This is a genomic window from Phenylobacterium sp. 58.2.17 (assembly GCF_026411515.1).
Lineage (GTDB): Bacteria > Pseudomonadota > Alphaproteobacteria > Caulobacterales > Caulobacteraceae > Phenylobacterium.
Genome location: NZ_JAPMTQ010000007.1, coordinates 19,192 through 45,964, shown reverse-complemented (window position 1 = coordinate 45,964; position 26,773 = coordinate 19,192). Strand labels below are relative to the sequence as shown.

The window sequence follows — 26,773 nt, the reverse complement described above, 5'->3', positions numbered from 1 at the left end:
CCCGTTACTGCACCCGGAACGGTTCGGCAACGCGGCGCCGTTCCGAAGCGTGGCCGATTCCGTAGGAAAGCCCGCGCTTTGACCTCAATTGGCGCCCACCGCATGAGCGACCGAGGCGAAGCCGTCGCGGCGCAGGCAGGCGGCCAGCTCGCGCTTGATTCGGGTGACCAGGCCCGGTCCGCCGAACACCATGGCCGAATAGAGCTGAACCGCCGACGCGCCCGCGCGGATCTTGGCGTAGGCGTCCTGGCCCGACCCGATCCCGCCGGCCCCGATCAGCGCCACGCGGCCGCCGGCGGCCTGGGCGAAGGCGCCCAGCATCCGGGTCGACAGCGCCGTCAGCGGCGCGCCGGACAGCCCGCCGGTCTCGCCGGCGAACTTCGAGGCCAGTTGCGGGCGGCTGATGGTGGTGTTGGAGACGATGATCCCCTCCAGCCCGTTGGCGACCACGGTCTCGACGATCGCCTCGACCTCGCCGTCCTCCAGGTCGGGCGCGACCTTCAGGAACATCGGGACGCGGCCCGCCGCCGGCAGCGCATCGCGCGCCTGCGCCAGCCGGCCCAGCAGTTCCTCGAGCGCGGCCTTGGTCTGCAGCGCCCGCAGGCCCGGCGTGTTGGGCGAGGAGATGTTGATCGTGAAATAGGAGGCCAGCCCCCAAAGCCGGGTCAGGCCGGTCACATAGTCGGCGACGCGGTCCTCGGCGTCCTTGTTGGCCCCGATATTAGCCCCGACTACGCCGGGGCCGCGCCTGGCCAGGCGCGCGGCGAACGGCTCCAGGCCCTCGTTGTTGAAGCCCATGCGGTTGATCACCGCCCGGTCCTCGCTCAGCCGGAACAGGCGCGGACGCGGATTGCCGGCCTGGGCCAGCGGCGTGACCGTACCGCACTCGACGAAGCCGAAGCCGCTGGCCAGCATCGGCCCGAACACCTCGGCGTTCTTGTCGAAGCCCGGCGCCAGGCCCACGCAGTTGGGCAGCCGCAGGCCCGCGACCTGCGTGGCCAGAATCGGGTCGTCGCCGCGTGCCCGGGGCCCCAGGCCCATGGCCAGCAGGCGGATGGTCAGGCGATGGGCGTCCTCGGGATCGAGAACGTGCATGGCGCGGGCGGCGATGTCGTGCAGGCTCATGCCAGCTTCCCTAGCTGCGGAACCCCGTCCGAGGCCAGCGGCGCGTCGGTGACGGCGCGCACCTTGTCGGTCGCCAGCGCGCCATAGAGGTGCGGAAAGAGGTCGCCCCCGCGTGAGGGCTCCCAGACCAGGGCCGCGCCCAGGTCGTCGGCTTCGATCTCCAGCACCACCAGGTCCGCCTGGCCGGCGAAGTGCCGCCGGGCGGTCTCGGCCGCCTGGGCCGCGCTCGAGAAGTGGATGAAGCCGTCGGCGTGGTCGACCGCCGAGCCCTCGAACACGCCGGCGGCCTGCGCCTGCGTCCATTCCGCGCGGGAGAGGATCTTGTAGATGCGTCCCATGCTCAGCCCCGCGGGAAGAACAGGCCGTCGTAGGCGGGGCGCCCAGCGGCGTCGAACAGGAACACCGCCGCCGCCGCAGTCGGGAAGGCGGCGTGGGCGCGGGCGATCAGCGGCGCCGGCGCCGAGCCCTCCGACAGCAGCCGTATGGCCAGCTCCTGCAGGCCCGGATTGTGGCCGACGACCATCACCGTGCGCGAGCTCTGGCCCGCGGCCTCGGCCAGCTCCCGGACCAGCCGCTCCTCGGCCAGGTACAGCGCGCGCTCGAACCGCGCGGCGCAGGTGGGAAAGGCGCCTTGCGCCGCCGCCCAGGTCTCGCGGGTGCGCTGGGCGGCCGAGACCAGCGCGATGTCGGGGACCAGACCCAGGTCGGCGAGGTTCGCGGCCATGGCCGCAGATTCCCGCACCCCGCGGTCGGTGAGCTTGCGGTCGAAGTCCTCGCCGCTCTTGGAGTCGCGCTCCGCCTTCCCGTGGCGCATGAGAATAAGCCGATCCATGAACGCTCCGCCGCGCTCCTTGCTGTCTGACGCGCCCCCGAGCGCTGCTTGAAAGGTCTCATAGCCGTCCTGAGCCGATACGCGAAGCTGTTGACAGCGAAAGAGCTTGGCGGTCCAAGCGGCGCATGAGCGCGATTGCGATCCAGAAGGGTGAAACCGGCGGCGGGCTGCACAGCTTCCCGGCCGACCAGCCGTTGCGCCTCGATTCCGGCGCGCTGCTCAGCCCGCTGGAGATCGCCTACAAGACCTACGGCACGCTGAACGCCGACAAGTCCAACGCCGTACTGGTCTGCCACGCCCTGACCGGCGACCAGCACGCGGCCTCGCCCCACCCCGTCACCGGCAAGCCCGGCTGGTGGGACCGGGTGATCGGCCCCGGCCTGCCGCTCGATCCCGAGCGCTACTTCATCATCGCCACCAACGTCATCGGCGGCTGCATGGGCTCGACCGGCCCGGCTTCGCTGAACCCGGCGACCGGCGAACCCTACGCCCTCTCCTTCCCGGTGATCACCATCGCCGACATGGTGCGGGCCCAGGCCATGCTGATCGAGGCGCTGGGCATCGAGACCCTGTTCGCCGTCGTCGGCGGCTCGATGGGCGGGATGCAGGTCCTGCAGTGGGCGGCCGACTATCCGGACAAACTATTCTCGGCGATCTGCATCGCTGCGGCGGCGCGCCACTCGGCCCAGAACATCGCCTTCCACGAGGTCGGCCGTCAGGCGATCATGGCCGACCCCGACTGGCGCGGCGGGGCCTACCAACTGGCCGGCGTGCGTCCCGAAAAGGGCCTGGCCGTGGCCCGCATGGCCGCGCACATCACCTATCTGTCCGAGCCGGCCCTGCAACGGAAGTTCGGCCGCGAGCTGCAGCGCGACGGCCTGTCGTGGGGCTTCGACGCGGACTTCCAGGTCGAGAGCTACCTGCGTCACCAGGGGGCCAGCTTCGTCGACCGCTTCGACGCCAACTCGTACCTCTACATCACCCGGGCGCTGGACTATTTCGACCTCGGCGCGCGGTGCGGCGGGGTGCTGGCCGAGTGCTTCGCCCGGGCGCGGCACGTGCGCTTCTGCGTGCTGTCGTTCTCGTCCGACTGGCTCTATTCCACGGCCGAGAGCCGAGACATCGTCCGCGCGCTGAACGCCGCCGGCTGCCGCGCCTCGTTCGCCGAGATCGAGACCGACAAGGGCCACGACGCCTTCTTCCTCGACGAACCGGTGCTGGATTCGGCGCTGCGCGGCTTCCTGGCCTCCGCCGCCGACAAGCGGGGCCTTGCGTGACTTCCATCCGCGACGACTTCAAGGAAATCCTCCGGATGGTGCGCCCGCATGCGCGGGTGCTCGACGTCGGCTGCGGCGAGGGCGAACTGCTCGAACTGCTGACCAACGAGAAGGAGATCGACGGCCAGGGCCTGGAGCTCTCGCGCGAGGGCGTCGCGGCCTGCCTGGCGCGCGGTCTGGCCGTGGTCCAGGGCGACGCCGACCACGACCTCGACAACTTCCCGACCAAGGCCTTCGACTACGCGGTGCTGTCCAAGACCCTGCAGCAGGTGCGCGACCCCAAGCACGTGTTGTCGGAACTGCTGCGCATCGCCGACCGCGCGGTCGTCTCGCTGCCGAACTTCGGCCACTGGCGGGTGCGGATGGACCTGCTGACCAAGGGCCGGATGCCGGAGACCAAGTCCCTGCCAGAGCCGTGGTGGTCGACGCCCAACATCCACCTCTGCACGCTGCGCGACTTCACCGCGCTGTGCGACGACCTCGACCTGCGGATCGACGCCTGCGCCTCGCTCGTGCCGGGCAAGCCGGCGCGTCAGATCGATCCGTCGCGTCCCATCGAGAACTGGCGCGCCGAGAACGCCCTCTTCCTGCTCAGCCGAAAGGCGGAGCCGGCGCCTCCAAGCACGCCGGCCCCGCCCCCGGGAAGCCTCTTCGAATAGCGGCGGGCGACGGGGGGACCATCCGCCCGGGGGGAGTGCCGCTTTAGGAGAGCCACTTCGGCTGCGGGCGTCCCGCCGCAGCCATCAGGCTGAGGAGCGCCAGGCTCCCTTCGAAGAGGCAGAAGCCGGCCACAAGCAGGACCGGCGTCTCCACGATGGCGCTGGGGTCGACGACCACCAGCGCGACCCCGAAGATCAGACAGACGACAGCTCCGGCCAGCGCCGCCCACGACCGCCAGAGCGGCGGGCGACCATGGGTGCGCCGCGCCACGCCGACCAGCCCGGCGGCGATCGCCAGGAAAGCTCCAGCCAAGAGCGTCATCTCAGTTCAACTCCACGCCGCTAGAACAGGAAGCGGACCACCACCCGGCCGTCATAGGCCTCGTAGTCGTCGCGGTACTCGCCGCCGCCCTCGAGGGCGAAGTCGAAGTATTGCCCCTGGCCGCGCAGGGCCAGGCGCACCACCGGCCCGCCGCCCGACAGGTCGGGTGCGGCCAGACTGAAGGCGGGACCTCCGGCGACGAAGCGGGCGGTCGTGACGTCCACTCCGTCGCCGGCTGCCTGCCGCCAGCCGGCGGTCAGCTCGGGTTTCCAGACAAAGGCGCTCTCCTCGCCGAACCGGGCCCCAAGGGTGACCCCCGCGAAGGCGCTGAGCTGATTGCTCGAACGCTCGTCGATGGACAGGTCCATGGCCGCGCCTCCGCCGGACTCGGTCCGGCCGTCCTCCTTCAGCATGAAGTAGTCGGCGTTGGCCTGGGGTTTGAAATAGAACCGGCCGAGGTCGAACAGGTAGGACAGGCCGGCATGGGCCGCGAAGGTCAGGCCGCTCCAGTCGGACTTGGTCTGCTTGTTGAGGCCGACGGTCGGATCGGACAGCACCCGCGTGCTCTTCAGGGACGCATAGCCGCCGTTCAGGCCGAGATTGGCGGTCAGTCCGCCGGCGGTGTCGCGCCAGTAGACGCCGGCCGAATAGACCTGTCCGCCCAGCGACTCCGCCGCCGAGGCGAAGGCGTCGTCGACATTGACGTTCACGAAGCTGGTCATCAGGCCCAGCGTGCCGATGCCGGTGTAGGGGGCCTCGATCCCGCCGGCCAGGCCGAAGCCGTCGGCGTCGTAGTTGGTGGTGCGGTCGACGTCGCGCTTCACCAGGAAGGCGATCTCCTGGGTCCAGACCCGCAGCCCGTCGCCGTTCAGTTCGCCGTCGTTCTCGTCGATCGCCCGGTTGGTGGCGTCCGAAGCCGCCGCCAGGGTGTGGAACAGGCTGCCGGTGAAGTCGGGCAGGAACTGGTCGTAGAGCCCGGCGAAGCCGGTCCCATCGGTCTTGGCCAGCAGGGCGTCGCGGACGGTGGCGTCGCGGTCGAAATTGGCGAACACCGCGTCATAGGCGGCCGCCTCGGCGCTGTTCAGTCCCGCCTCGGACGCGGTGCGGCGGCGCACGTCGGCCAGCAGCGCGTTGTTGGCCTGATCGACCCGCAGCTCGGACTTGTAGAGCCACGGCGTCGTGCCCAGCAGGCTCTGATCGATGGTCCCGGCGGTCAGCGTCCCGGCCTTGATCAGGGTGAAGGTGGTCGGCTCGCTCAGCTTGGAGGCGAAGCGCAGGCCGACCTTGGACCCGGTGGCCAGGTTTGCGGCGCCGGCGACGTTCAGGCTGGTCGACTTGCCGCCGGCCGCGTCGGCGGTCAGCACCAGTTCGCCGGTCGAGCCGAGGGTCAGAGAGGTCAGGTTGAGCGTGTCGACATTGGTCGCCGTCAGCCGCCCCTTGGCGATGTTCATGGTCAGGCCGCCGCCGGCGTCGGTCACCGCGCCGGTCAGCGTCGCCCCGCCGTCGATCACCAGCGCGTCGGCGCCGGACCCGAAGGCCGCCGCACCGACCATCGTGCCGGCCAGCAGCTCCAGCCGCGCCGGGCCCGCGCCGAACAGCACGTCGCCGACGATGGCCGGGGTGACCGAGGTCGAGGCGTTCGCGCCCTGACGGACGGTGACGCCGCTGGTGTTGGCGCGCAGATCCATGGCTGTCGCCTTGCCGGCGACCGCCTCGGTGGTGGAGAAGCCGGCGGCGATGGTCTTGACGTTCTCGATCAGGCTCAGCGAGCCGGCCGCGTCGAGGATCGCGGTCGCCGACCCCTTGGTCCCGGTGATGGTCGCGGTGATGTCGCCGGAATTGCCCAGATAGGAGACGCCGGCCCCGGCGTCGATCTGCACGGCGCGGACATCGACCGCCTCGGTGGCCGTGGAGCCGGCCTTGATGGAGCCGCCCTCGACCAGGATCTTCGGGGTGCTGGCGCCGGCCCCGAGCCGCAGGCCGGTGGCGCCCGCCTTGACGGCGGTGGCGCTGACTGCGCCCGACACCCGCACCCCGCCGTCGATCGTGACGCCGCCGCCCAGACCGCCCAGTTGCACGGCCGTGGCCGAGATCCCGTCATAGATCCCCAGCGCCTGGGCCGAGCCCTTGATGTTCAGGCCATAGGCGCTGACGCCGGTCCCGCCGACGCCCAGGCGGATCGCCCGCGTATCCGAGCCGATCAGCATGGCCGGGGCCGAGCCGAGAGAGGTGACCGCGCCGGCGGTCTGGCTGGCGTCGGCCACGCCGTCGCCATCCTCGTCGGCGTTATTCTTGTCGTTGTCGGCCGGCGCAGCGTCGACGACGACGCCTCCGAACACGTCGCCGCGGACGCGCACCGCCGGGCCGCCGATCAGCAGGTCGTCGGCGTCCAGCTTGGCGACGGCCGCATCAGTCCCGCGGCTGGTGTAGCGGAAGCCCGTCGAGGAGATCGCGCCGCCCAGGATCAGCTTGCCGCCGATGTTGTCGTCGGTGGCTACCGCCACCGCGCCCTCGCCCTGCGCGACCACGGACGAGCGGATCGCCACATCGCCGCCGACGGTGCTGGCGGAGTGGACGCCAAAGCCGTTGGAGCCAGTCACCGCGATTGCGCCGGCGGTGCGGATCGATCCGTCGATCGCCGTTTCCACCGAGATGCCAGCGGAGTCGTTGCCCTCGATGGTGATCGAGCCGCCCGACTGGATCACGTCGCCGTGGAAGGCGCCCGGACCGGTGACGCGGATGCCGTAGCGGCGCGCGCCGGTGGCGAACGGTCCGTCCAGATCGCCGTCGCCGTCGCCGTCCTTGATCTCCGTCGTCTCGTCGATGGTCATCGTGCCGGCGTGCTTGATCGTGCCGGTCATGCCGCCCAGGCCCAGGATGCCCGTGGCGTCGTTGACGTTGGAGAACTTGATCGTCCCCTCGTTGGTCACCGTGTTGTTGCTGTTCAGCGTGACCGCGGCGCCTGCGGACGTCGGCTGGATCGTCCCGGCGGTGCTGATCTTCACGTCGTCGCGGGCCCCGCTGGCGGCGGTGGCGGTGGCGACCGGCGTAGCGACGGTGGTCGCGATGACGGTTTCGGCCTGGGCCGCGCCCGCCAACAGGCAAAGCGGCGATGCGGCGGCGAACAGGACGTGGCGAAGGCGCATGATCACTCCAGTCGGACCTCACGACGTGGCTTGCGGCCACAGATCCGTGCTATGACGATGACGAGGCGTTACACGTCTCGTATAAACACGTTTCGTAAGTACTGTACATCGACGGGTCAAGTGCGCAAAATGCGCAGGCGGCCAGCGACGCCGCGCGAGCTTGAAGGAGTAGAAACATGCCAAGAAGCGCGGTCGATCCTGCGCGGGCGGCGGTCACCAAGAGTCTGCGCCAAGAGGCCGGACGCTGGCTGAAGGCCGGGCGCGAAGCTGCGGGCCTGACCCAGGCCGAACTGGCGGAACGCGTCGGCTTGCGTTACTATACCTTCGTCTCGCAGGTGGAGAGCGGCCTAGGCCGCGTGCCGATCGAGACGCAAGGCGCCTGGGCTCAGGCGATGGGCCTCGATCCTGCCGAATTCGCCCGTACCTTGCTGCGATACTACGAGCCGGAGCTGTTCCGGCTGCTGTTCGGGGACGCCGCCCAGGACGCGCCGGTCGCGCGCCTGGCGGGAAGGGGCTAAGGAACCACCGTCGGAATGGACAACGTCGTCCCGTTCGCGCCGCGGCCCAGCGCCGGCGGCGGATGGACCGCCGCTGAACGCGCGCGACTGTCCGAACTGGCCGACCGGCTGGCCGAAGGCGGCGCCAAGGTCGAGGTCGTCTACGGCGTCACCGACGAGGGCGACCCCTGGTGCGTCATCAAGGACGACCAGGAAGAAGTGCTGATCCACGTCGCCCGGATCAACGGCCAGTTCGTCATCCACGACGCCTCCGCCGACGCGATCCAGGAGGGCGAGACCCTCTGGGCCGCCTGCGACCGGCTGCTGGGCGGCGACTGGCGCGAGGCCCGCGACGACGTCGTCGTCTCGCTCAGCGCCCGCCAGGTGCAGACCTTCATCGCCCTGGTGGTCGCCGCCACCTTCATCCACGAGGTCGACGACGCCGCGGCGGCGACGCCGGCCGCGATCGAACACGCCGACCTGACCGCCGCGAGCGCGCCGCTGGCCGTGGTCGCGGCCAGCGGCCAGTCGAACGCCGACGAGGTTCAACGCCAGGACCTGCTGGCCCCGCAGACCCACGGCGCCGGCGGGGAGGCCCAGGCCGCCGCCAGCTCGACGCTCGCCGAGGGCGACACCCCGCCCGATGCGCCGCAGCCGGCCTCGGGCGAGACCGAGCCCCCGGAGCCGCTGGCCCTGGCCGCGCTGGAGGCGCCGGCCGAGCCGACCCACGACGCCGCCCCGCCGACCGAGGAGATCCATACCGGCCAGGTCATCCAAGGCGGCGCGGGCGATGACACCCTGCGCGGCGGCGACGGCGACGACACCCTGTCGGGCGGTGCTGGCGCCGACAGCCTGATGGGCGGCGCCGGGGCCGACCAGCTCTATGGCGGCGAGGGGAACGACACGCTCGACGGCGGCGGGGCTCCCGAAGGCCGCTTCGATCTTCTCGACGGCGGCGAGGGCGACGACCAGATTCAGCTCGCCCCGACCGCCCTGGCGACCGGCGGAGCCGGCGCCGACACGTTCGTCCTGCCGGACCGGCCAGGCGCCGATGGCCTGCTCGGCGCGATTTTCGACTTTTCCGCCGATCAAGGCGACCGTCTCGTCAACGCTGAGGGCAAGACTGTCAACGTCGTCAGCCCGGACGCGGGCCTCGTCAGCACTAATAATTGGATCGACGCCACCCAGACGGAGCCGATGACCTTCGGAGCGCTCGCAACGAAGCTAGCCCCCGGACAGCGAATCTTTCTGGACACCGATGGCGACGGCGAGCGGGACGCCTATGTCTTCCTGGCCGGACCCGGCATCGAGATCCCGGAGTTCGCCATGAACGTCAGGCACATTGTCCCGGAGTACCCGGTCACGACCCTGGTCGTCATCTACGAGCAGGGGACCGCCGGGGAGTCGACCTCGTCCGGAGACTTCGTGCTGTCCTAGCCGGCGATGGCGGCCGAGTCGCGGTCGCCGGTGCGGATGCGCAGCGCCTGCTCGAGGTCCAGCACGAAGACCTTGCCGTCCCCGATCTTGCCGGTGTTGGCGGTGCGCGCCACGGCCTCGATCACCGCCTCGGCGATGTCCGACGGTACGGCGATCTCCAGCTTCACCTTGGGCAGCAGCTTCACCTCGTACTCGGCCCCGCGATAGACCTCGGTCTTGCCACGCTGACGGCCATAGCCGCGGACCTCGGTGACCGTCAGGCCCGAGGCTCCGGCCTCGGTGACGGCCTCCAGCACCGCGTCCAGACGGCTCGGCTTGATGACCGCGACGATCATTTTCATGGTGCTACTCCAAGACTCGGCAGACGCCCCAGGCTAGGGCCAAGCGATACTGTGTCCAAGCGCTTGTCTACTTCGGCGGTTCCTGCGCCCGCGAAACAGGCGCCCGATTGGCCGGAAGCGGGGCAAGGCCCGGCCGAACGGCAGGAACCCGCACCCGCGCGGTCCTGGCCTTGACCGCAAAGGTCTCCTTCACCGCCTCGGTCAGCACCAGCCCGGCGAAGCCCGGCCACAGCCGCGAGCCGGCCTGCTCGAAGCCTTCGGCCCAGCCGGCCATCCAGGCGACCGGCGGCACGTAGAGCGCCCGGGTCCAGCCGGTCGGCTCCAGCTCGGCCTCGCGCAGCAGCTCGGCGAGTTGGCTGCGGGTATAGGGCCGGCCATGCCCGAACGGGGTCCGCTCGGCGTTAGCCCACAGTCCGTTGCGGGCGGCGGTGACCACCACCACCCGGCCGGTGGGCGAGAGCACGCGCCAGACCTCGCGCAGCAGCGCGATGGGGTCGGGACTTTCCTCCAGCACGTGCACGGCGAGGATCCGGTCGAAGAAGGCGTTCTGGAACGGCAGGGCGTCCTCGGCCGACAGGCAGGCCAGGTTCGCGCCCTCCGCCGGCCACAGCTCCACCCCCTGCTGGGCCGGCATGGCCGCCACCACCCGCCGCGCCGCCGGCCGGATCGAACCCAGGAACGGGGTCGCGTAGCCGAGGCCGAGCACGTCCAGGTCGCGGGCGTCGTCCCACGTTTCCTGTACCTTGCGCGACACCATCTCGCGGGCCGCGCGGCCCAGCGGAGTGGCGTAGAACTGGCGGAGTTCGAGGACGTCGCGACGCATGCTCTGCAAGACTTAGGCTCGACTTGCCCGGCTGCCGACCCTAAATCGCAGTTACCCCGACAAGAAGGCCTGGAGTGACACGTGTCGATCACCGTCCATCAGTTTCCCTGCCTCTCGGACAACTACGGCTTCCTGGTGCGTGATGACGCCAGCGGTCTGGCCGCCTGCATCGACACGCCGGACGCCGCGGCGATCCTGCGCGAGCTGAACGCCCTCGGCTGGAAGCTCGACCTGATCCTCAACACCCACTGGCATCCCGACCACGCCGGCGGCAACGCCGAGATCAAGGCCGCCACCGGCGCCCACGTGATCGGCCCGGCCGAGGTCGAGCGCATCGGCCAGGCGCCTGATCGCATCGTCGCCGGCGGCGATATCGTCGCGTTGGGCGAGACCCGCTTCGAGGTGATCGAGAGCGGCGGCCACACCCTGGGCCATGTCGCCTACTATGCCCCCGCGGGCGACATCGCCTTCGTCGGCGACACCCTGTTCACCCTGGGCTGCGGGCGGTTGTTCGAAGGCACGCCGCAGCAGATGTGGGACAGCCTGCAGCGGCTGGCCGAGCTCCCCGACGACACCAAGGTCTACTGCGCCCACGAATACACCGCCTCCAACGCCCGCTTCGCCCTGTCGGTGGACGACGCCCCGGCGTTGAAGGCCCGCGCCGGCGATATCTTCGCCGCCCGCGAGCGCGGCGAGTGGACAGTGCCCACGACCATCGGCCTGGAGAAGGCGACCAACCCGTTCCTGCGGGCGCCGGCGCTGGCCGGACGCATGGGCCTGTCCGGCGCCCCGGACCACGAGGCGTTCGCGGCGATCCGCGCCGCCAAGGACAGCTTCAAGGGCTAGAGCCGCGCCTTGGCCTGGATCTCGACCATCCTCTTCCTGATGCTGGCCGTCGCGGTCAGCGCCCCGCTGGCCCGCCTCGTGCGTCTGCCCCTGCCGCTCGTCCAGATCGCCCTGGGCGCCGTGATCGCCATCTCGGCGATCCCGACGGTGGACCTCAAGCCCTCCATCTTCTTCCTGCTGTTCCTGCCGCCGCTGCTGTTCCTCGACGGTTGGCGCATCCCCAAGGACGACCTGTTCCGCGACGGGGCGGTGATCCTGGAACTGGCGCTGGGCCTGGTGGTGTTCACCGTCGTCGGCGTCGGGCTGCTGATCCATTGGCTGATCCCCGCCATGCCGCTGGCCGTGGCCTTCGCGCTGGCTGCCGTGCTCTCGCCCACCGACCCGATCGCGGTCTCCGCCATCGCCTCGCGCACCAAGATCCCCAAGCGGCTGATGCACATCCTGGAGGGGGAGTCGCTGCTCAACGACGCCTCGGGCCTGGTCTGCATGCGCTTTGCGGTGGCCGCGGCGGTGACCGGCGCGTTCTCGCTGCAGCACGCGGTCGGCTCGTTCCTGTGGGTGGCGTTCGGCGGCCTGGCCATCGGCGTCGGCGTCACCTGGAGCATCACCACCGCCAAGAACTGGGTTGCAGCCAAGCTGGGCGAGGACACCAGCGTCCAGATTCTGGTCAGCCTGCTGATCCCGTTCGGGGCCTACATGCTGGCCGAGCACTTCCACTGCTCGGGCATCCTCGCCGCCGTCGCCGCGGGGGTGACCATGAGCTTCACCGAGCAAAGCGGCCAGGCGCTGGCGATCACCCGCGTCCGCCGCGCCGCGGTCTGGGACACCATCCAGTTCACCCTCAACGGGGTCATCTTCGTGCTGCTGGGCGAACAGATGCCCAGCATCATGGCCCGCGCCGCCGAGACCGTCCGGGTCACCGGCCACCACGAGCCCTGGTGGCTGATCGTCTACGTCCTGGCGATCACCGCAGCCCTCGCCGCCCTCCGGTTCGTCTGGGCCTGGTTTTCGCTGAAATGGAACATCGCCCGCGCCCTGCGCCGGGGCCAGCCGCCCCCGCCGGTCAGCTGGCGGCTGATCGCAGCGACCTCGGTGGCCGGCGTGCGCGGGGCCATCACCCTGGCCGGCGTGCTGACCCTGCCCTTCGCCCTGGCCGACGGCACGCCCTTCCCGGCCCGCAACCTCGCCATCTTCCTGGCCGCCGGGGTGATCATCGTCTCGCTGGTGCTGGCCAGCATCGCCCTGCCCCGGCTGCTGAAGAACCTGGAGCTGCCGCCCGAGCCCTCGCATCAGAGCGACATCGACAACGCCCGCGTCGAGGCCGCCCAGGCCGCGATCACAGCCATCGAACAGGCCCAGCACGACATGGCCGGCGGCCGCGCCGACGCCGACCTCTACACCGACGCCTCGGCGCGGATCATGGAGATCTATCGCCAGCGGATCGACAGCCGCCGGCAGGAACCCGAGGCGCTTGAGCTCCATCGCCAATCTGAACTGATCGAGCGCCAGCTGCGCCTGGCCGGACTGCGCGCCGAGCGCGACGCGATCTTCCGACTGGCGCGCGCGCGCCGCCTCGACGACGTAAGCGCCCGCAAGCTGGTTCGCGAGATCGACCTGCTGGAAGCGCGCTACGCGGTATAGCCGGGCCTATTCCAGCACCACCACCGAATCCGACAGCTCGTTGGGATTGTCGCCTTCCCGTGGCGGGAAGTGCTCGGCCAGGATCGCCCCGCACAGGCCGATCGCCTCCTCGAAGCCGTCGGCCGGACGCCCGGACTTGAAGCCGGCCATGAGCCGCGCCATCGCCTCGTCCCAGGCGCCGGCGGACACCTTGGCGGCGATGCCCTCGTCGGCGATCAGCTCGGCCATGTGCTCGCGGGTCGAGACATAGATCAGCACCCCGGTGCGCTCGCGCGTGGCCTGCAGGTTCTTGGCCAGGAACTGCTCGTGGGCGCGCCGCCGCACGCGTTCGCGCTTCAGCGCCCGCGGGGTCATGAAATGGCGCACCACCGGAATCGCCACCAGGATCGCCACCGCTACGAACAGCGCGCATTGCAGCAGGATCGCCCCGCTCAGCGCCGTGCGCGCCGCGGCTTCGGCCGCCGAGCTCATCTGCGCCGCCGACCAGCCGCCGCCGATGTCGTCGGGCGCGGTGACATGGACGCCGGCCGCCAGCAGCACCGCCGGCGCCGCCAAGGCCGCGATCGCGCCCCAGGCGATCGGCACTTCCAGGTACTCCGACGACTCAGGAGCGACCACGCAGTAGATCTCGCCCGTCGTGCCGGCCTCGGCCGCCTTCACGGCCGCCTCGATCCGGGCGCGGTCCGTTTCGCTCAGCATTCCTACCAACTCCCCGAGGCCCCGCCGCCGCCGCCGGAACCGCCGCCGCCGCTGAAGCCGCCGCCTCCGAAACCGCCGCCGCCGCTCCAACCGCCGCGCCCGCCGCCGCCTCCACCGCCGCCGCCCAGGATCAGGGGCAGCCACCACAGGCTGCCGCGCCGACGGCCGCCGAACACGCCGCTGAGCAGCCAGAAGACGATGAGGATGACGACGATGGTCCCGAAGCTGACCCCGTCCTCGCCCTGCGCGGGCTGCTGCTGGGCCTTGGCGACGGCCGCGCGCGCCTCGTCGTCAGGCAGCGACAGCTGCTGGACGATGGCCTGGGTCCCGTCGACCACGCCCTCCTCGAGCCGGCCCTCCTTGAAGGCCGGGATGATCCGCTGGTTGATAATCAGGCTGGAGAGCGCGTCTGTGAGCACCGGCTCCAGGCCGTAGCCGACCTCGATGCGCACCTTCCGCTCGCTGGGCGCGACGATCAGGATCGCCCCGTCGTTGCGCTCCTTGCTGCCGATGCCCCAGGTGCGCAGCAGCTGATAGCCGTAGTCCTCGATCTCGTAGCCCTGCAGGTCGGGCAGGGTCGCGACCACCAGTTGGCGGCCGGTCTGGGTCTCCAGGCTCGCCAGCTCTTGCGTCAGCTGCGCCTCGGCCTGGGGCGACAGGATGCCGGCGTCGTCGACCACCCGCCCGGTCAGGGGCGGGAAGGTCGGCGCGGCCAGCGCCGCGCCGGCCCAGACGAACAGGACCAGGACCGCGAGGCGCGCTGCGCCCCACGGCCCCGTGCGTATCGTCATTGGGCGGGAGCCGGGACCGGAGCGGCCGGGGCCGGAGTCGCCGGCGCCATGTTCACCGGCGGCGCGGCCGGGGCCGACCCACCGAAGTTGACGCTCGGCGCGGTCTGCGCCGCGGCGCTGGCGGCGAAGGTCTGCATCGGCTTGGCCCAACGGTGCACCGTCCCGGCCCACAGCGCGCCGGGGAAGGTGCGGATCTCCGTGTTGTAGTCCTGGACCGCGGCGTTGTAGTCGCGCCGCGCGATGGCGATGCGGTTCTCGGTGCCTTCCAGCTGGCTTTGCAGAGCCATGAAGTTCTGGTTCGACTTCAGGTCCGGATATCGTTCCTGGATCATCATCAGCCGTCCGAGCACGCCGGACAGCTGGTCCTGGGCCTGCGCATACTTCTGGAACTGGGCCGGGTCGGTGATGGTCGAGGCGTCGACCTTGACCTGGGTGGCCGAGGCGCGGGCCTCGGTGACCTGGGTCAGGACCTCACGCTCCTGGGCCGCATAGCCCTTCACGGTCTCCACCAGGTTGGGGATCAGGTCGGCGCGGCGCTGGTACTGGTTCTGCACCTCAGCCCAGGCGGCCTTGGCCTTTTCGTCCTTGGTGGGGATGGTGTTGATCCCGCAGCCGGCGATCAGCATGGGCGCCAGCACGATCAGGGCTGCGCGCGCGAAGCGTTGGCGAATATTGGTCACGTGAGAGTGCTCCCAAGGCCGCCAAGTCCGAGCTTGGCCCGCGCATCATTGGCCCGAGGCGGGCGACTGCGCAATCTCCGCGCGATTACTGAGACGCGCTCGCGCGGGCGAGGCGCGCGGGGCTTGGCCGAGAGGCCCGAAGCGGTGAAAGTCCGCTCGGGCGCGAGAGCCCGTGCAGGAACCGGCGGCGAGCGATCCGTGACCAGCGAGGATGCATCCGGGACACGCTCGACCTACTGGCGGGCCTACGCCCTGATCGGCGCGGCGATCGTCACGCTCAACGTCGTCAACATGTTCACGGCGTTCCGCGACCGCCCCGAGGTCCCGCCCATCATGCCGGTCCTGGAAGAGGGCACCAGCGCGGTGTCGGCCCTCGCCTTCCTGTGGATCGCCTTCGCCGCCTTCCGCCTCGCCCCGCCCGGCAGCCGCCCAGTCTGGCGAATGCTCGCGGTGCAGGCCGCCGGGCTCCTGGCCTTTACGACCGCCCACGTCACCGGCTTCATGTTGCTCCGAATGGCCGCCTTCCAGGCGCTGGATCTGCCGTTCCGGTTCGATCTGGCCGATCGCTTCGTCTACGAACTGCGCAAGGATGCGTTCGGCTATCTGCTGGGAATGGCCGCGCTATGGGCGATGATCCGGCTCTACGGCGCCGAGCCGGCCGCGGCCGTCAGCACGCCCGCCACCTTCGACATCCGTGACGGCCCGCGGATCCTGCGAAGCCCAGCCGCCGACATCCTGGCGGCGACCTCGGCCGGCAACTATGTCGAGTTCATCCTGGCCGACGGTCGCAAGCCGCTGATGCGGGCCTCGCTCACCGCGATCGAGGCCGAGCTCGCGCCGCTCGGCTTCGTGCGCACCCACCGCTCCTGGCTGGTCAACGCCGCCCGCGTCACCGAACTGCGCCCTGAGAAGTCCGGCGACTACGCCGTCCGGCTCGGCGATCTGGAGGCGCCGCTCTCGCGCCGCTTCCCCGAGGCCCTGGCCCGCCTGCGCGGTTAGACGCCGTCCTTGGCCCAGGCCCGCGCGGCCTCCAGGTCCTTGAGGTCGAAGGTCCGCACCTGCACCGAAAGGAAGGCCGCGAAGAACCGCGCCATCGGCCCCATCCAGCCGTTGTCGGTCACCACCGCGCAGCGGCCGAACGAATCCAGCCGCGAGAAGCTGTAGTTGAGGTCGCGCCACCAGAGGCTCGGCTCCATGCCCGCAAAGCTGCGCACCACCTCGACCGCATTGATCTTGTCGTGGGTCTTCAGCAGCGCCTCGATGGCCGCGACCGCCGCCTCATATCCCGCACTGTCGATGGCCCCGTCGACCGTCAGCTCGATGTAACCGGCGGTCTCGTCGATCTTGATGTCCAGCATGCCCATGCTCCTTGCGGCGAGACGTTCGCCTTTAGGCCCAAGCAACGCATTGAGGGCGATCAAGGGTGCCGATAACGTCGGACCATGACTGTCGGAACCGTGAGCTTGAGCGAACCGCGCGCCCTGCGACGCTCAATCTCTCCATCGGGTTGGGAAGAAACGGCCCCGGCCGATGAGTTCGACGCCCACCTGATCGGCCTGGTCGGACAGCTGCGGAATGGTGCGAACGACCAGGAGGCGCAAGCCTATCTCGCCAAGGTCGAGACCGATGCGTTCGGGCCGGGTGATGGGGCTTCGCCAACCTGCGGGGTGTTGGTCGAAGCCGTCCGCAGCTATCTCGACCAGTTCCCACCTGGCAGATTGAGATTTCGGTAGCTTGAGATCGCCGCACCAGCCCGGAGCAGTCCTTGGACTTCATGAAGATCCTGCGGAGCTTGGAAGATTTTCTCTTCGAAGCGACCTCTTGGCTGGCCTTCTATCCGCTGACGCTCTGGCGGGTCGTCACCCGCCCGCTGACCTGGATGGCCTACTCGGACGCCGAGCAGTCGGATGAGGGCGAGGAACGCTACGACCGAGCGCTTTCGCCGCCGCTGCTGTTGCTCATTACTGTCGTCCTGCTGAACATGATCGGGACCGCCACTCACGCGGTCCCGGAGACCACCTCCGAGGTGGTGAAGGCGATCAACAGCACGCCCGAGAACCAGGCGCTCACGCGCGCATTGGTCTTCAGCTTGCTGCCTCTCATGGCGGCCGTGGTCATGCTCAGGGCGCGAGGCGAGTTGCTTTCGCGGGAGGCCCTGCGCGCGCCCTTCTACGCCCAGTGCTACTTGGCCGCGCCCTGCGCGGTGATCTTGAACACGGGCATCTTCATCTTCGCGCACGAGGAACTGTCAAACGCCTTGGGCGTCGCTGTGATGGCCGGCGGCGCGGCTTGGTTCCTCGTCGTCCAGGCTCGCTGGTTCTCGGCAAAGCTGGCGGTGAGCATCTTCAGGGGCGCAGCGTTCGCCGTCGGTTCAACCCTGGCGGCGGTCATCTGCCTGCTGGCGATCCTGACCCCGATCGCCTTGCTTTAAGGCAAGCAGCCGACAAGCGGCGGCTAAAGGCCGTGCCCTCAAGCCCCCGCCATCTCCCGCAGGTGCGCCCGCTCGTTCAGGGCCACCACGTTCCGATGACCGCCGCGGGCGCACATATAGCGGTGAACGCTGGTGTAGCCCGGCTCAAAGAACAGCCGCGGCGCCATGCCAAGCACGTGGGCGGTCCAGACGTTGATCACCCCGCCGTGGCAGAACACCGCCACCCGCTGGCCAGGGTGCGCGGCGATCACCTCCTCCAGCCCGCCGACCACCGCGGCGCTGAAGGCCTCGACGTCGACGCCATGGTCGCCGGTGGCCATCGCCAGCCACGCCTCGTAGTTCTCGCGCTTCAGAACCTCCATCGGGATGTAGGCGCCGGAGTCGCGGTCGAACTCGGCGACGCCCTCGTGGATGTTGATCGCGTGGCCGAAACGCTCGGCGAACGGCTGGGCGGTCTGCACGGCCCGGCGCATCGGGCTCGACCACACCGCGTCGGCGCCCTCGTGGGCCAGCCAGTCGGCGACCTTGCGCGACTGGTCGTGGCCTTCCGCAGACAGATCGGGATCGGCGCTGTCGTCGCGGCGCACCGGCAGACCGTGGCGGATGAGGATCAGTTCCATGCGTTTCCCCTTGGCCGGCTCCCCGGCTTTGCAGCCGTTATCCCCGACGCGGGCGCGCCGCGCCAGACCCATCGGGGCGCTTTGGCGCGCGCGATAAATCCTGTATATGCCAGATAATGCAGCCGGCCGACGACATGCTCTGGTTCTGCTTCGGCCACCGCAGCCGCAAGGCCGCGCGCGCGGTGACCCGCGCCTTCAACCAGCGCCTCAAGCCGTTCGGCCTGAACATCAGCCAGTACGTGCTGCTCGGCGTCATCGCCCGCGGCGAGCACCGATCAATCGCGGCCATGGCCGAGGAGGTCGGGGTCGAACCCTCCGCCCTGGTGCGGAACCTGCGGCTGCTGGAGGCCCGCGGCCTCGTCGCCGGCGAGGGCGGGCGCGGACGCGGCGGCCGCCAACTTGCGGTCACGCCGCAGGGCGCCGACCTGATCGAACAGACCATCCCGGCCTGGCGGCGGGCCCAGGCCGATCTGGCCGCCCGGCTGGACGGCGACCCCGACGAAACCCGTCAGGCCCTGGTGCGCTTGGAGCATGCGGCCCTGGCCCTCGAGAGAGCTGAAAGGTGAGTGAGATGCGTAGAATCGTCGTGACCGGACAGGGCGTCGTGTCGCCGCTGGGAACCGGAACCGAGAAGGCCTGGGCGCGGCTGGTCGCCGGCCAGTCGGGGCTGCGGCGCCTGCCGGCCGACCTCGCCCCCGACGTGCCTGCCCAGGTGGCCGGAACCGTGCAGTCCGTGGCCGAGGACGCCGAGGCCGGCTTCGACCTCGACGCTGCGGTGCCGGGCAAGGACCAGAAGAAGATGGACCGCTTCATCCAGTTCGCGCTGGCCGCGGCGGACGAGGCTATCGCTCAGTCCGGCTGGACCCCGCACAGCGAGGCCGAAAAGCACCGCACTGCCACCATCATCGCCACCGGCATCGGCGGCTTTCCGGCGATCGCCGAGGCCGTGCGCATCACCGACGCGCGCGGCGTCCGGCGGCTCTCGCCGTTCACCGTGCCCTCGTTCCTGGCCAACCTCGCCGCCGGCTGGGTGTCGATCCGCCATGGCTACAAGGGCCCGATCGGCGCGCCGGTGACCGCCTGCGCCGCCGGGGTCCAGGCCATCGGCGACGCCGCGCGGATGATCCGCGCCGGCGAGGCCGACATCGCCATCTGCGGCGGGGCCGAGGCGACCATCGACCGCGTCAGCCTCGGCGGCTTTGCGGCCGCCCGCGCCCTGGGCACTGCGTTCAACGACGCCCCGCCCAAGGCCTCCCGGCCGTTCGACGCCGCCCGCGACGGCTTCGTGATGGGCGAAGGCGCCGGGATCATGGTCATCGAGTCCCTGGACCACGCGCTGGCCCGCGGCGCCAAGCCGATCGCCGAGTTGGTCGGCTACGGCACCAGCGCCGACGCCTACCACCTGACCGCCGGTCCCGAGGACGGCGACGGCGCGGCCCGCGCCATGCGCTTGGCGCTCGCCCAGGCCGGGCTGGAGCCGTCGGCCATCGGCCACCTCAACGCCCATGCCACCTCGACCCCGGTCGGCGACAAGGGCGAGCTGGCGGCGATCAAGTCGGTATTCGGGACCGGCCACGGCCCGGCGATCAGCTCCACCAAGTCGGCGACCGGCCACCTGCTGGGCGCGGCCGGCGGGCTGGAGGCGATCTTCACGGTGCTGGCCCTGCGCGACCAGACGATCCCCCCGACCCTCAACCTGGAAAATCCCGACGAAGACGCCGCAGGCCTCGATCTGGTCGCACTCAAGTCGCGTCAGGCGAGCTTCGACCACGCGCTATCGAACGGTTTCGGCTTCGGCGGCGTCAACGCCAGCGTGATCTTCAAACGCTGGGACGGCTGAGCCACCGCGCGCCCAGAAGATGTATCCGCCGCGCGGGCCGCACCCCAGGGTGCGGCCCGCATCGTTTTGTGCGCCCGGCTTCCCCAATATGGGGAACTTCGACCTCGTCGTTCAGGACTTGTTAGCTATCACGGCGCGGCTATCGGCCTTAGTTGTGAAGCTTATCTGGTCGAGCGCATAGTTATGGTACTCAAGCAAATCGATGGCGCACCGCCGGAACACGACAAACAAACGTCGTATACCCGACGCTGTCTGATCTGGATTTTACATGGCGTTACAATCCGTCGTCCGGACATTCGCGGATGACGATCATAAATTTTCCGACCGATCGCCTGCGCACCCCGCACACTGCTGCTGAAAAGGCGCGGATGCTCATCGCCATCGTCACCGGCATCCGCACCCTCGGCGAGCCGTGCACAGCCGACGAACTGCTCGACTTCGTCCGCAGCCGCATGCCGGCGATGGAGGTCTGGCGACTGCGGGCCGGCGTCGAGGCGCTGCTGCGCGAGTACGCCGAACCCGCCCCCGCCGCGCCGTTCGCCCACGCGCCGTTCCGCCGCGTGCTGCTGGCCGGCGCCGAGGGCTGGGCCTTCAGCAAGCCCTTCCGCATGGAGTTGGCCAACAGCGGGCTTGAGGTCCGCCTGCGGCCGATGCCCGACGCCCATGACGCCTGAAGGTCCCGCTCCGGCCGCCGTCGAGCCGGCCGACATGTTCTTCGCCCGGCTGGCCGGCGGCTTCGTGCTGCGCACCCTGGCCAACGCCAGCGAGGTTTTCGAGGGCGACATGATGCTCGGCGTGGTGTTCATGGCCATCGGCCAGGCGACGGTCAGCCACATCGCGCCCGAACGCCACCTGACGGACTTCGACGCCGGCCTGACCCCGGACGACATGCGCCGCCCGGTCAGCGTGCTCTCGATCGCCGGTTCGCTGAATATCCCGCGCGAGACGGCGCGCCGCTACGTCGCGCGCCTCATCGACCTCGGCTACTGCCAGCGGGTGCACGGCCGCCGGGTGATCATTCCGGGCGAGGTCTACCGCCGGCCCGAGCTCGCCCAGGCCCTGGGCCACAGCAAGCGCGACCTGCTGATGCTGATCGCCGCCTACCGGCGCGGCGGCGCGCCAAACGACGAGGCGAGCTAGCGCCGCTTGGCCGCGCTGGCGTCGCGCAGCGGCTTGAACTCCGAACCGTCCTTCCAATTCGGCCAGGTCCCGCCAGCCGCCAGCTCCTTGCCCATCTCGTAGAACAGCGCCACGTCCTGCGCCGCGCCCGACAGGTCCCAGTCCGCCGACCAGGCGTCACCGGTCGTGTGATAGGCGCTGGCCGTATAGTCGGTGACCCACTTGTCGCCGGCCGCACGGCCGCCGCTCACCAGGTCGGCCCCGCCGCCCAGCCCCATCAGCAGCAGCACCGGCACCCCCTTGCGGGCCAGCGAGAAGTGGTCGGCGCGGTAGAACAGCGCCCGCTCCGGATGGGCGTCGGGCGTCACCGTCCGCCCCTGCGCGGCCGCCGCCTTGGCCAGCATGTCCTCCAGCGCGTTCTGGCCAGCGCCGATCAGCACCACGTCCTTGGAAAGCCCGTTCGGCTGCAGCACGTCCATGGTCAGGTTGGCGGCCATGGTCTCCAGCGGCACGGTCGGGTGCACGCCGTAGTATTCGGAGCCCAGCAGGCCCCGCTCCTCGGCGGTCCAGGCGGCGAACACCAGGGTGCGGGCTGGCGGCGGTCCGGCCTTGAAGGCCCGCGCGATCTCCATGGTCCCGGCCACGCCGATGGCGTCGTCCAGCGCGCCGGGGCGCACCGTGCGGCCTTGGGCGTCGGGCGCGCCTTGGCCATAGGCGTCCCAATGCGCGGCGAACATCACGCTCTCGTTCGGCAGCTTGGCGCCGGTGATCTTGCCGATCACGTTGCGGCTGACGATCTGATCGTGGGTGAGGCCATAGCTGGCCGAGAACGCTGCACCGGCCAGCGGCACGGGCGCGAAATCCACCCGCTGGGCCTTGGCCTTCAGGGCGTCGAAGTCCTGGCCGGCGGCGGCCAGCAGCTCACGCCCCGCCGCCCCGCTCAGCCAGCCCTGCAGCAGCACCTTCTCCTTGGCGGGATCGGCGCGGACGATGTCGAAGCCCTCGCCGTTCGAGGCGATCACCGTCGACCAGCCATAGCCGGCGCCGGGCGCCTCATGGATGATCAGCGCCCCGACCGCCCCGCGGCGCGCGGCCTCCTCGTACTTATAAGTCCAGCGCGCATAGTAGGTCGCCGCCTGGCCGCCGAACTTGCCCGCGACCGGCGCGCCGGCCTGCGCCTCGAAGTCCGGATCGTTGATCAGGAAGACCGCGATCTTGCCCTTCAGGTCCACGCCCTTGAAGTCGTCCCAGCCGCGCTCGGGCGCGGTGACGCCGTAGCCGACGAAGACCAGCGGCGCCTTGTCGATCGCCACCTGGTCCACCGGCCGCAGAGTGGTGGCGGTGACGTCGGTGTTGCGAACCAGCTCGCGGCGCCTGCCGTTCAATTCGAGCGCGAAGACGGCGTCGTCCTTCAGCAGGGTGTGCAGCAGCGGCACGTCCTGGGTGTACGCGCCGGCGTCCCCGGCCGGCTCCAGCCCCAGGGCTTTGAACTCCGCCACGAGGTACTCGACGGTCTTGGCCTCGCCGGACGTCCCGGGCGACCGCCCCTCGAACGCGTCCGAGGCCAGCACCTTGGTCACCTCCGACAGCCGGGCCGGATTGATCGGGTCCTGGGCCAGGGCGCTCGTGGCGAGCAGCGACAGGGCGAGCGACAGCGCGGTGGGGCGGATCATGGATGCGACTCTGATCTGGGAGGGTTGGCGCGACCCTACCCACCCGTTCATCCCGGCGAAAGCCGGGACCCAAGCGATCTCTCCGCCCCGCCGAACCACGCCCGGCGCCGCCCGACGTCAGCTCGGGTCCCGGCTTTCGCCGGGATGAGCCGAGATCTTGCTCACGTCCGCGTCGCGAACTCCGTGTCGCCGGTCGTGGCCACCACCTGGTCGTCGAACGAGGCGTGCGCCGAGGTGTAGAGGTGCGAATAGAGCCCGCCGGTCGCCATCAGCTCGGCATGGTTCCCCTGCTCCAGGATGCGGCCCTGCTGCAGCACGATGATCCGGTCGGCGTCGCGGATGGTCGCCAGCCGGTGGGCGATGACGATGCAGGTCCGCCCCTCGAACAGCACCTTCAGCGCCTTCTGGATCGCCTGCTCGGTGAACGAGTCGATGTTCGCCGTCGCCTCGTCGAGGATCAGGATCTGCGGATCGGCGACCAGCGCCCGGGCGAACGAGATCAGCTGCCGCTGGCCCATCGAGATGTTGCGCCCGCGCTGGCCCAGCTTGGTCTGATAGCCGTCCGGCAGCTTCATGATGAAGTCGTGCGCCGCCACCGCCTGGGCCGCCGCCACCACATCCTCGAAGCTGGCGGCCTTGGTGTTGTAGCGGATGTTCTCCTCGATCGTGCCGGTGAACAGGAACGGCTCCTGCAGCACCATGCCGATGGTCCGGCCGAGGCTGTCGAGGGTGACGTCGCGCACGTCCTCGCCGCCGACCAGCACCTGGCCTTGGTCGACCTCGTAGAACCGGTGCGTCAGGGCGATGATCGAGGTCTTGCCCGAGCCGGTCGGGCCGACCAACGCCACCACCTCGCGCGGGTTCACCTTCAGGCTGACGTCGTGCAGCACCGGCCGCGTCGGGTCGTAGCCGAAGGTGACGTTCCTGAACTCGACCGTCGCCGGAGCGTCGCCCAGCGGCTGGGCGTCGGGCGCGTCCTGGATCGCCACCTTGACGTCCAGCACCTCGAAGATGCGGTGCGCCGCGGCCATCGCCCGCTGCATGATCGTGTACTGCATCGACAGCATGCGGACCGGGTCGAAGAACCGCTGCACATAGAAGATGAAGGCGACCATCACCCCGACCTCCAGCCGCCCGCCCAGCACCGCGTCGCCGCCGACCACGATGACGATGGCCATCGCCAGGCCGGTCAGTACGTCGACCGTCGGCACCATGATCTGGGTCATCCAGGCCGCTCGCGCCTGGGCCTCGAAGTTTTCGTAGGCCTTGTCCTTGTAGAGGTCGAAGTTCACCGCCTCGCGGCGGGTCTCCTGCACGGTGCGCACGCCGTTGATGTTCTCGGCCAGCGCCGAGTTGGCGGTCGAGGAGGCGTCGCGCGCCTCGCGGAAGCTGCTCTTGGAGAACGGCAGCCACACTGCCCGCACGGCGATCAGGATCGGCAGCACGGTCAGGGTCAGCAGCCCCAGCTTCCAGTCCATGCTGATCAGCACCGCGGCGATGCCGATCAGCATCGCGAAGTCGCCGACCGCCCCGGTCGAGCTTTCCAGGAACTCCTGCAGCGCGTTCACGTCGCCCTGCAGCCGCGACATGATCCGCCCGACGTGGGTCTTGTCCATGAACGACAGCGACACGTCCTGGAAGTGGTCGAACATCTTGCGGCGGATATCGAAGATCACCCGCTGGGCCAGCCGCGCCGACAGCCACTGCTCGATGAAGAACGCCGTCGAATAGATCGCCACCAGCCCGGCGAAGGCGATCAGGGTCTGGTCCAGCAGCGCCCCGTCGCGGGCCACCGCCGCGTTCACCGCCCGTCCGATCAGCGCCGGAATCGCCACCACCGAGGCGGCCGAGACCAGCACTGCGACCACCGCGGTCAGGAAGGCGCGGCGGTAGGGGATCATCATCGCGAGGAAGCGCTTGGCCACCCCGGCGTCGAAGGCGCCGAAGATGTCCTCGCCCTCGGACGAGCCGAGCGAGGCGCGGGGTTTCCTGACCTGGTCCTGGCTCATGCGGCGTCCTCGTCCAGCACGGCCTCGGCGTCGGACCGCGTCTGCAGCTCGTAGAGATCGGCATAGACCCCGCCGGCCCTGACCAGTTCGGCGTGGGTTCCGCGCTCGGCGACGGCGCCGTCGTCCAGCACCACGATGTGATCGGCGTGCATCAGCGAGGACAGCCGGTGGGCGATGATGATCGTCGCCTTGGTCGCGGTGGCTTGCGCCAGCGCGTCCCGCACCCGCCGCTCGGTCACCGCGTCGATCGCCGCCGTGGAATCGTCGAACACCATCACCCCGGGCCCCGGCACCACGCCGCGCGCGATGGAGAGCCGCTGGCGCTGGCCGCCCGACAGCGCCACGCCGCGTTCGCCGACCCGGGTCTCGTAGGCCTCGGGCAGGCCGGCCACATGATCGTGGATCTGGGCGGTCCGCGCCGCCCCCTCGATCCGCGCGTCGTCCGCCCACGGATCTGCATAGGCGACGTTGTGGCCGATGGAGGCGTCGAACAGGAACGACTCCTGCTGCACCAGCCCGACATATTCGCGCAACGAGGCCAGCGTGACCTCGCGGATATCCTGGCCGTCGATGGTGATCGCCCCGCCGCTGACGTCATAGAAGCGCGGGATCAGGTTGGCGATCGTCGACTTGCCGCTGCCGGGCGGGCCGACGATCCCCAGGGTCTGGCCGGCCCGCACCTCGAAGCTGACATCCTTCAGGACCTGCTTGCCGGCCGCATCGAAGGCGAAGTCCACGTTGTCGAAGCGCAGCGTTCCGGCGCTCGGCGCCAGAGGCTTGGCCCCCGGCGCATCGGCGATCTCCGGCTCCAGGTCCAGCACCTCGAACAATCGGGCCCCGGACGAGGTCGCCCGCGCCGCGGCGTTGAAGATCATCGCGATCTGCCGGATCGGCGTCTGCAGCAGGGTCATGTAGGTCAGGAACTCGGTCAGCTTGCCGACGCTCATCGCCCCGCCGACGACCTTGTGGCCGCCATACCAGAGCAGCAGCCCCATCGAGCCGTAGAACGACACGCTCATCACCGACACCGCCCGGAACCGCAGGGTGATGCGCTTGTAGGAGAAGTCGAGCGCCTCCTTGGAGGCGGCGTCGAACTTGGCCATCTCGAAGCGCTTGCCGGCGAAGGCGCGGACCACGCGGATGCCCTGGAGGTTCTCCTCCATGGTCAGGGTCAGCACCGCCATCAGCTCCTGCACCCGCAGCCAGGTCACCCGCAGCAGGAAGCCCATCCGCCCCAGCGCGAAGCCGGCCACCGGCACGAAGGCCAGGCCGATCAGCCCCATCACCAGGTCGGTGGTCAGCATCATGTACGCGGCGAAGCCGAGCAGCAGCAGCAGCGAGATCAGCTGCATCACCCCGTTCTGGATGAACACCCGCGCGCCTTCGAGGTCGAGCATCCCGCGGGTGACCAGATCGCCCGAATGGATGCGGTCGTGAAAGCCGAAGCTCAGCCGCTGGAGCTGCTGGAAATACTGCAGGCGCAGATCGTAGCCGACCCGCTGACTGACATATTCGGCCTGATAGCCGGTCATCATGGTCAGCACGCCGCGGATCACCGTGGCGGCGATGACCAGCAGCGCCGTGCCCCACAGCGCGCCCTGCGCCTCGCCGGCGTGGGCGGCCCCGGCGTTCAGCAGCGCTCCGGCCTGATCCACCCCCTGGCCGAACAGCCGCGGCAGGGTCAGGCTGGCGACCGCCGCCCCCAGCGAACACCCGATCGCCAGCGCCATCCGCCCCGGATAGCGCAGCGCGCGGGCCGTGATCCGCTGCAGCACGCGCGGCATTTTGCTGACGTCCACGCGCGCGGCGGTGGAGTCAAAGCTGCGCGCACCCCGCGGGGAGGGGCGTGGCTCGCTCATGGCAAGTTTCCATCTTGAAGTATGCGGATCATTCTGACCCGCACGTCGACTGCGCGCCAGACTTGTTTTGACGCACCGGCAGATTTTCCAGGTTGTGTTGCGCGGA

The 26,773-nt window shown here is 70.1% G+C and carries 28 protein-coding genes; 13 read left to right on the top strand and 15 right to left on the bottom strand.

Annotation, left to right across the window (positions count from 1 at the left end):
• Positions 1-84: 84 nt before the first annotated feature.
• The 3 genes from OUA97_RS07425 to OUA97_RS07415 are packed head-to-tail and all read right to left on the bottom strand — an operon-like array spanning position 85 to position 1,957.
• Entirely contained in the window at positions 85-1,125 is a 1,041-nt protein-coding gene (locus tag OUA97_RS07425) for a quinone-dependent dihydroorotate dehydrogenase (protein ID WP_267231196.1), read from the bottom strand.
• Positions 1,122-1,463: a DUF952 domain-containing protein gene (locus OUA97_RS07420; protein WP_267231194.1), complete on the bottom strand. Its 342-nt coding sequence runs from the start codon at positions 1,461-1,463 to the stop codon at positions 1,122-1,124. The genes OUA97_RS07425 and OUA97_RS07420 overlap by 4 nt, the downstream gene beginning before the upstream one ends.
• A gap of 2 nt (positions 1,464-1,465) precedes the next feature.
• Positions 1,466-1,957, bottom strand: coding sequence for a SixA phosphatase family protein (locus tag OUA97_RS07415; protein ID WP_267231192.1), 492 nt, complete (start codon positions 1,955-1,957; stop codon positions 1,466-1,468).
• 125 nt (positions 1,958-2,082) lie between these two features.
• On the opposite strand from OUA97_RS07415, the gene metX reads away from it, so the two are divergent.
• Together metX and metW are read left to right on the top strand one after the other, a co-directional pair.
• Positions 2,083-3,234, top strand: coding sequence for a homoserine O-acetyltransferase MetX (metX, locus tag OUA97_RS07410; protein WP_267231191.1), 1,152 nt, complete (start codon positions 2,083-2,085; stop codon positions 3,232-3,234).
• Positions 3,231-3,893, top strand: a complete 663-nt coding sequence (gene metW, locus OUA97_RS07405) for a methionine biosynthesis protein MetW (protein ID WP_267231190.1) — start codon at positions 3,231-3,233, stop codon at positions 3,891-3,893. The genes metX and metW overlap by 4 nt, the downstream gene beginning before the upstream one ends.
• A 43-nt stretch (positions 3,894-3,936) precedes the next feature.
• Here the strand turns inward: metW and OUA97_RS07400 are convergent, their stop codons facing one another.
• Positions 3,937-4,215 carry a hypothetical protein gene (locus OUA97_RS07400; RefSeq protein WP_267231189.1) on the bottom strand — a complete coding sequence of 93 codons (279 nt, stop codon included), beginning with the start codon at positions 4,213-4,215 and terminating at the stop codon, positions 3,937-3,939.
• 20 nt (positions 4,216-4,235) lie between these two features.
• Positions 4,236-7,361 carry an autotransporter outer membrane beta-barrel domain-containing protein gene (locus OUA97_RS07395; protein WP_267231188.1) on the bottom strand — a complete coding sequence of 1,042 codons (3,126 nt, stop codon included), beginning with the start codon at positions 7,359-7,361 and terminating at the stop codon, positions 4,236-4,238.
• Between the two features lie 176 nt (positions 7,362-7,537).
• Here OUA97_RS07395 and OUA97_RS07390 point away from each other — a divergent pair, with 176 nt between their 5' ends.
• Both OUA97_RS07390 and OUA97_RS23355 read left to right on the top strand, forming a co-directional pair.
• Positions 7,538-7,879 (top strand): helix-turn-helix domain-containing protein, encoded by a 342-nt coding sequence (locus OUA97_RS07390; RefSeq protein ID WP_267231187.1) that lies wholly within the window; start codon positions 7,538-7,540, stop codon positions 7,877-7,879.
• Positions 7,880-7,894: 15 nt separating this feature from the next.
• A complete protein-coding gene (locus tag OUA97_RS23355; protein ID WP_323690553.1) occupies positions 7,895-9,295 on the top strand; it encodes a hypothetical protein in 1,401 nt (466 codons plus the stop codon).
• On the opposite strand, the gene OUA97_RS07380 is transcribed toward OUA97_RS23355, so the two are convergent.
• Both OUA97_RS07380 and OUA97_RS07375 read right to left on the bottom strand, forming a co-directional pair.
• On the bottom strand, positions 9,292-9,636 hold the full coding sequence (locus tag OUA97_RS07380; protein WP_267231186.1) for a P-II family nitrogen regulator: 345 nt from the start codon (positions 9,634-9,636) through the stop codon (positions 9,292-9,294). The two genes, OUA97_RS23355 and OUA97_RS07380, sit on opposite strands and share 4 nt — an antisense overlap.
• Positions 9,637-9,703: 67 nt before the next feature.
• Complete coding sequence (locus OUA97_RS07375; RefSeq protein WP_267231185.1) at positions 9,704-10,459, bottom strand: class I SAM-dependent methyltransferase; 756 nt, start codon at positions 10,457-10,459, stop codon at positions 9,704-9,706.
• A gap of 81 nt (positions 10,460-10,540) precedes the next feature.
• Between OUA97_RS07375 and gloB the strand changes: the two genes are divergently transcribed.
• Positions 10,541-11,305 (top strand): hydroxyacylglutathione hydrolase, encoded by a 765-nt coding sequence (gloB, locus tag OUA97_RS07370; protein ID WP_267231184.1) that lies wholly within the window; start codon positions 10,541-10,543, stop codon positions 11,303-11,305.
• Between the two features lie 9 nt (positions 11,306-11,314).
• The gene (locus OUA97_RS07365; protein ID WP_267231183.1) at positions 11,315-12,946 is read left to right on the top strand and encodes a Na+/H+ antiporter; all 1,632 of its coding nucleotides are present in this window, start codon (positions 11,315-11,317) and stop codon (positions 12,944-12,946) included.
• Between the two features lie 6 nt (positions 12,947-12,952).
• Here the strand turns inward: OUA97_RS07365 and OUA97_RS07360 are convergent, their stop codons facing one another.
• The 3 genes from OUA97_RS07360 to OUA97_RS07350 are packed head-to-tail and all read right to left on the bottom strand — an operon-like array spanning position 12,953 to position 15,062.
• Positions 12,953-13,645 carry a TPM domain-containing protein gene (locus OUA97_RS07360; protein ID WP_267231182.1) on the bottom strand — a complete coding sequence of 231 codons (693 nt, stop codon included), beginning with the start codon at positions 13,643-13,645 and terminating at the stop codon, positions 12,953-12,955.
• A 2-nt stretch (positions 13,646-13,647) separates the two neighbouring features.
• Positions 13,648-14,436 carry a TPM domain-containing protein gene (locus OUA97_RS07355; protein WP_267231181.1) on the bottom strand — a complete coding sequence of 263 codons (789 nt, stop codon included), beginning with the start codon at positions 14,434-14,436 and terminating at the stop codon, positions 13,648-13,650.
• Positions 14,433-15,062: a LemA family protein gene (locus OUA97_RS07350; RefSeq protein WP_267231274.1), complete on the bottom strand. Its 630-nt coding sequence runs from the start codon at positions 15,060-15,062 to the stop codon at positions 14,433-14,435. The genes OUA97_RS07355 and OUA97_RS07350 overlap by 4 nt, the downstream gene beginning before the upstream one ends.
• A 252-nt stretch (positions 15,063-15,314) precedes the next feature.
• On the opposite strand from OUA97_RS07350, the gene OUA97_RS07345 reads away from it, so the two are divergent.
• Positions 15,315-16,115 (top strand): LytTR family DNA-binding domain-containing protein, encoded by an 801-nt coding sequence (locus OUA97_RS07345; protein WP_267231180.1) that lies wholly within the window; start codon positions 15,315-15,317, stop codon positions 16,113-16,115.
• Here OUA97_RS07345 and OUA97_RS07340 read toward each other — a convergent pair.
• Complete coding sequence (locus OUA97_RS07340; RefSeq protein ID WP_267231179.1) at positions 16,112-16,474, bottom strand: STAS/SEC14 domain-containing protein; 363 nt, start codon at positions 16,472-16,474, stop codon at positions 16,112-16,114. The two genes, OUA97_RS07345 and OUA97_RS07340, sit on opposite strands and share 4 nt — an antisense overlap.
• Before the next feature lie 105 nt (positions 16,475-16,579).
• On the opposite strand from OUA97_RS07340, the gene OUA97_RS07335 reads away from it, so the two are divergent.
• Together OUA97_RS07335 and OUA97_RS07330 are read left to right on the top strand one after the other, a co-directional pair.
• Positions 16,580-16,849 (top strand): hypothetical protein, encoded by a 270-nt coding sequence (locus OUA97_RS07335; RefSeq protein ID WP_267231178.1) that lies wholly within the window; start codon positions 16,580-16,582, stop codon positions 16,847-16,849.
• Between the two features lie 32 nt (positions 16,850-16,881).
• Positions 16,882-17,547 (top strand): hypothetical protein, encoded by a 666-nt coding sequence (locus tag OUA97_RS07330; protein ID WP_267231177.1) that lies wholly within the window; start codon positions 16,882-16,884, stop codon positions 17,545-17,547.
• Positions 17,548-17,585: 38 nt separating this feature from the next.
• Here OUA97_RS07330 and OUA97_RS07325 read toward each other — a convergent pair whose 3' ends face one another.
• A complete protein-coding gene (locus OUA97_RS07325; RefSeq protein WP_267231176.1) occupies positions 17,586-18,167 on the bottom strand; it encodes a histidine phosphatase family protein in 582 nt (193 codons plus the stop codon).
• Between the two features lie 116 nt (positions 18,168-18,283).
• Between OUA97_RS07325 and OUA97_RS07320 the strand changes: the two genes are divergently transcribed.
• The 4 genes from OUA97_RS07320 to OUA97_RS07305 all read left to right on the top strand — a co-directional run bounded on the left by OUA97_RS07320 (position 18,284) and on the right by OUA97_RS07305 (position 21,147).
• A complete protein-coding gene (locus OUA97_RS07320) occupies positions 18,284-18,733 on the top strand; it encodes a MarR family winged helix-turn-helix transcriptional regulator (protein WP_267231175.1) in 450 nt (149 codons plus the stop codon).
• 5 nt (positions 18,734-18,738) lie between these two features.
• On the top strand, positions 18,739-20,007 hold the full coding sequence (gene fabF / locus OUA97_RS07315; protein WP_267231174.1) for a beta-ketoacyl-ACP synthase II: 1,269 nt from the start codon (positions 18,739-18,741) through the stop codon (positions 20,005-20,007).
• Positions 20,008-20,309: 302 nt separating this feature from the next.
• On the top strand, positions 20,310-20,681 hold the full coding sequence (locus OUA97_RS07310) for a hypothetical protein (protein WP_267231173.1): 372 nt from the start codon (positions 20,310-20,312) through the stop codon (positions 20,679-20,681).
• Positions 20,671-21,147: a hypothetical protein gene (locus tag OUA97_RS07305; RefSeq protein ID WP_267231171.1), complete on the top strand. Its 477-nt coding sequence runs from the start codon at positions 20,671-20,673 to the stop codon at positions 21,145-21,147. Before OUA97_RS07310 ends, OUA97_RS07305 begins: the two co-directional genes overlap by 11 nt.
• Here the strand turns inward: OUA97_RS07305 and OUA97_RS07300 are convergent.
• The 3 genes from OUA97_RS07300 to OUA97_RS07290 form a co-directional block, all read right to left on the bottom strand.
• The gene (locus OUA97_RS07300) at positions 21,144-22,799 is read right to left on the bottom strand and encodes a M28 family metallopeptidase (protein WP_267231170.1); all 1,656 of its coding nucleotides are present in this window, start codon (positions 22,797-22,799) and stop codon (positions 21,144-21,146) included. The genes OUA97_RS07305 and OUA97_RS07300 overlap by 4 nt on opposite strands.
• Positions 22,800-22,960: 161 nt before the next feature.
• Positions 22,961-24,808: an ABC transporter ATP-binding protein gene (locus tag OUA97_RS07295; protein WP_267231169.1), complete on the bottom strand. Its 1,848-nt coding sequence runs from the start codon at positions 24,806-24,808 to the stop codon at positions 22,961-22,963.
• Positions 24,805-26,667, bottom strand: coding sequence for an ABC transporter ATP-binding protein (locus OUA97_RS07290; protein WP_267231168.1), 1,863 nt, complete (start codon positions 26,665-26,667; stop codon positions 24,805-24,807). The genes OUA97_RS07295 and OUA97_RS07290 overlap by 4 nt, the downstream gene beginning before the upstream one ends.
• Positions 26,668-26,773 lie beyond the last annotated feature (106 nt).

Bases quoted from the DNA above. Each gene is read 5' to 3' on its own strand.
- OUA97_RS07425 (WP_267231196.1), bottom strand. From the start codon at position 1,125: ATGAGCCTGCACGACATCGCCGCCCGCGCCATGCACGTTCTCGATCCC.
- OUA97_RS07420 (WP_267231194.1), bottom strand. From the start codon at position 1,463: ATGGGACGCATCTACAAGATCCTCTCCCGCGCGGAATGGACGCAGGCG.
- OUA97_RS07415 (WP_267231192.1), bottom strand. From the start codon at position 1,957: ATGGATCGGCTTATTCTCATGCGCCACGGGAAGGCGGAGCGCGACTCC.
- metX (WP_267231191.1), top strand. From the start codon at position 2,083: ATGAGCGCGATTGCGATCCAGAAGGGTGAAACCGGCGGCGGGCTGCAC.
- OUA97_RS07400 (WP_267231189.1), bottom strand. From the start codon at position 4,215: ATGACGCTCTTGGCTGGAGCTTTCCTGGCGATCGCCGCCGGGCTGGTC.
- OUA97_RS07395 (WP_267231188.1), bottom strand. From the start codon at position 7,361: ATGCGCCTTCGCCACGTCCTGTTCGCCGCCGCATCGCCGCTTTGCCTG.
- OUA97_RS07390 (WP_267231187.1), top strand. From the start codon at position 7,538: ATGCCAAGAAGCGCGGTCGATCCTGCGCGGGCGGCGGTCACCAAGAGT.
- OUA97_RS23355 (WP_323690553.1), top strand. From the start codon at position 7,895: ATGGACAACGTCGTCCCGTTCGCGCCGCGGCCCAGCGCCGGCGGCGGA.
- OUA97_RS07380 (WP_267231186.1), bottom strand. From the start codon at position 9,636: ATGAAAATGATCGTCGCGGTCATCAAGCCGAGCCGTCTGGACGCGGTG.
- OUA97_RS07375 (WP_267231185.1), bottom strand. From the start codon at position 10,459: ATGCGTCGCGACGTCCTCGAACTCCGCCAGTTCTACGCCACTCCGCTG.
- OUA97_RS07360 (WP_267231182.1), bottom strand. From the start codon at position 13,645: ATGCTGAGCGAAACGGACCGCGCCCGGATCGAGGCGGCCGTGAAGGCG.
- OUA97_RS07355 (WP_267231181.1), bottom strand. From the start codon at position 14,436: ATGACGATACGCACGGGGCCGTGGGGCGCAGCGCGCCTCGCGGTCCTG.
- OUA97_RS07350 (WP_267231274.1), bottom strand. From the start codon at position 15,062: ATGCTGATCGCCGGCTGCGGGATCAACACCATCCCCACCAAGGACGAA.
- OUA97_RS07340 (WP_267231179.1), bottom strand. From the start codon at position 16,474: ATGCTGGACATCAAGATCGACGAGACCGCCGGTTACATCGAGCTGACG.
- OUA97_RS07325 (WP_267231176.1), bottom strand. From the start codon at position 18,167: ATGGAACTGATCCTCATCCGCCACGGTCTGCCGGTGCGCCGCGACGAC.
- OUA97_RS07320 (WP_267231175.1), top strand. From the start codon at position 18,284: ATGCAGCCGGCCGACGACATGCTCTGGTTCTGCTTCGGCCACCGCAGC.
- fabF (WP_267231174.1), top strand. From the start codon at position 18,739: ATGCGTAGAATCGTCGTGACCGGACAGGGCGTCGTGTCGCCGCTGGGA.
- OUA97_RS07310 (WP_267231173.1), top strand. From the start codon at position 20,310: ATGACGATCATAAATTTTCCGACCGATCGCCTGCGCACCCCGCACACT.
- OUA97_RS07305 (WP_267231171.1), top strand. From the start codon at position 20,671: ATGACGCCTGAAGGTCCCGCTCCGGCCGCCGTCGAGCCGGCCGACATG.
- OUA97_RS07300 (WP_267231170.1), bottom strand. From the start codon at position 22,799: ATGATCCGCCCCACCGCGCTGTCGCTCGCCCTGTCGCTGCTCGCCACG.
- OUA97_RS07295 (WP_267231169.1), bottom strand. From the start codon at position 24,808: ATGAGCCAGGACCAGGTCAGGAAACCCCGCGCCTCGCTCGGCTCGTCC.
- OUA97_RS07290 (WP_267231168.1), bottom strand. From the start codon at position 26,667: ATGAGCGAGCCACGCCCCTCCCCGCGGGGTGCGCGCAGCTTTGACTCC.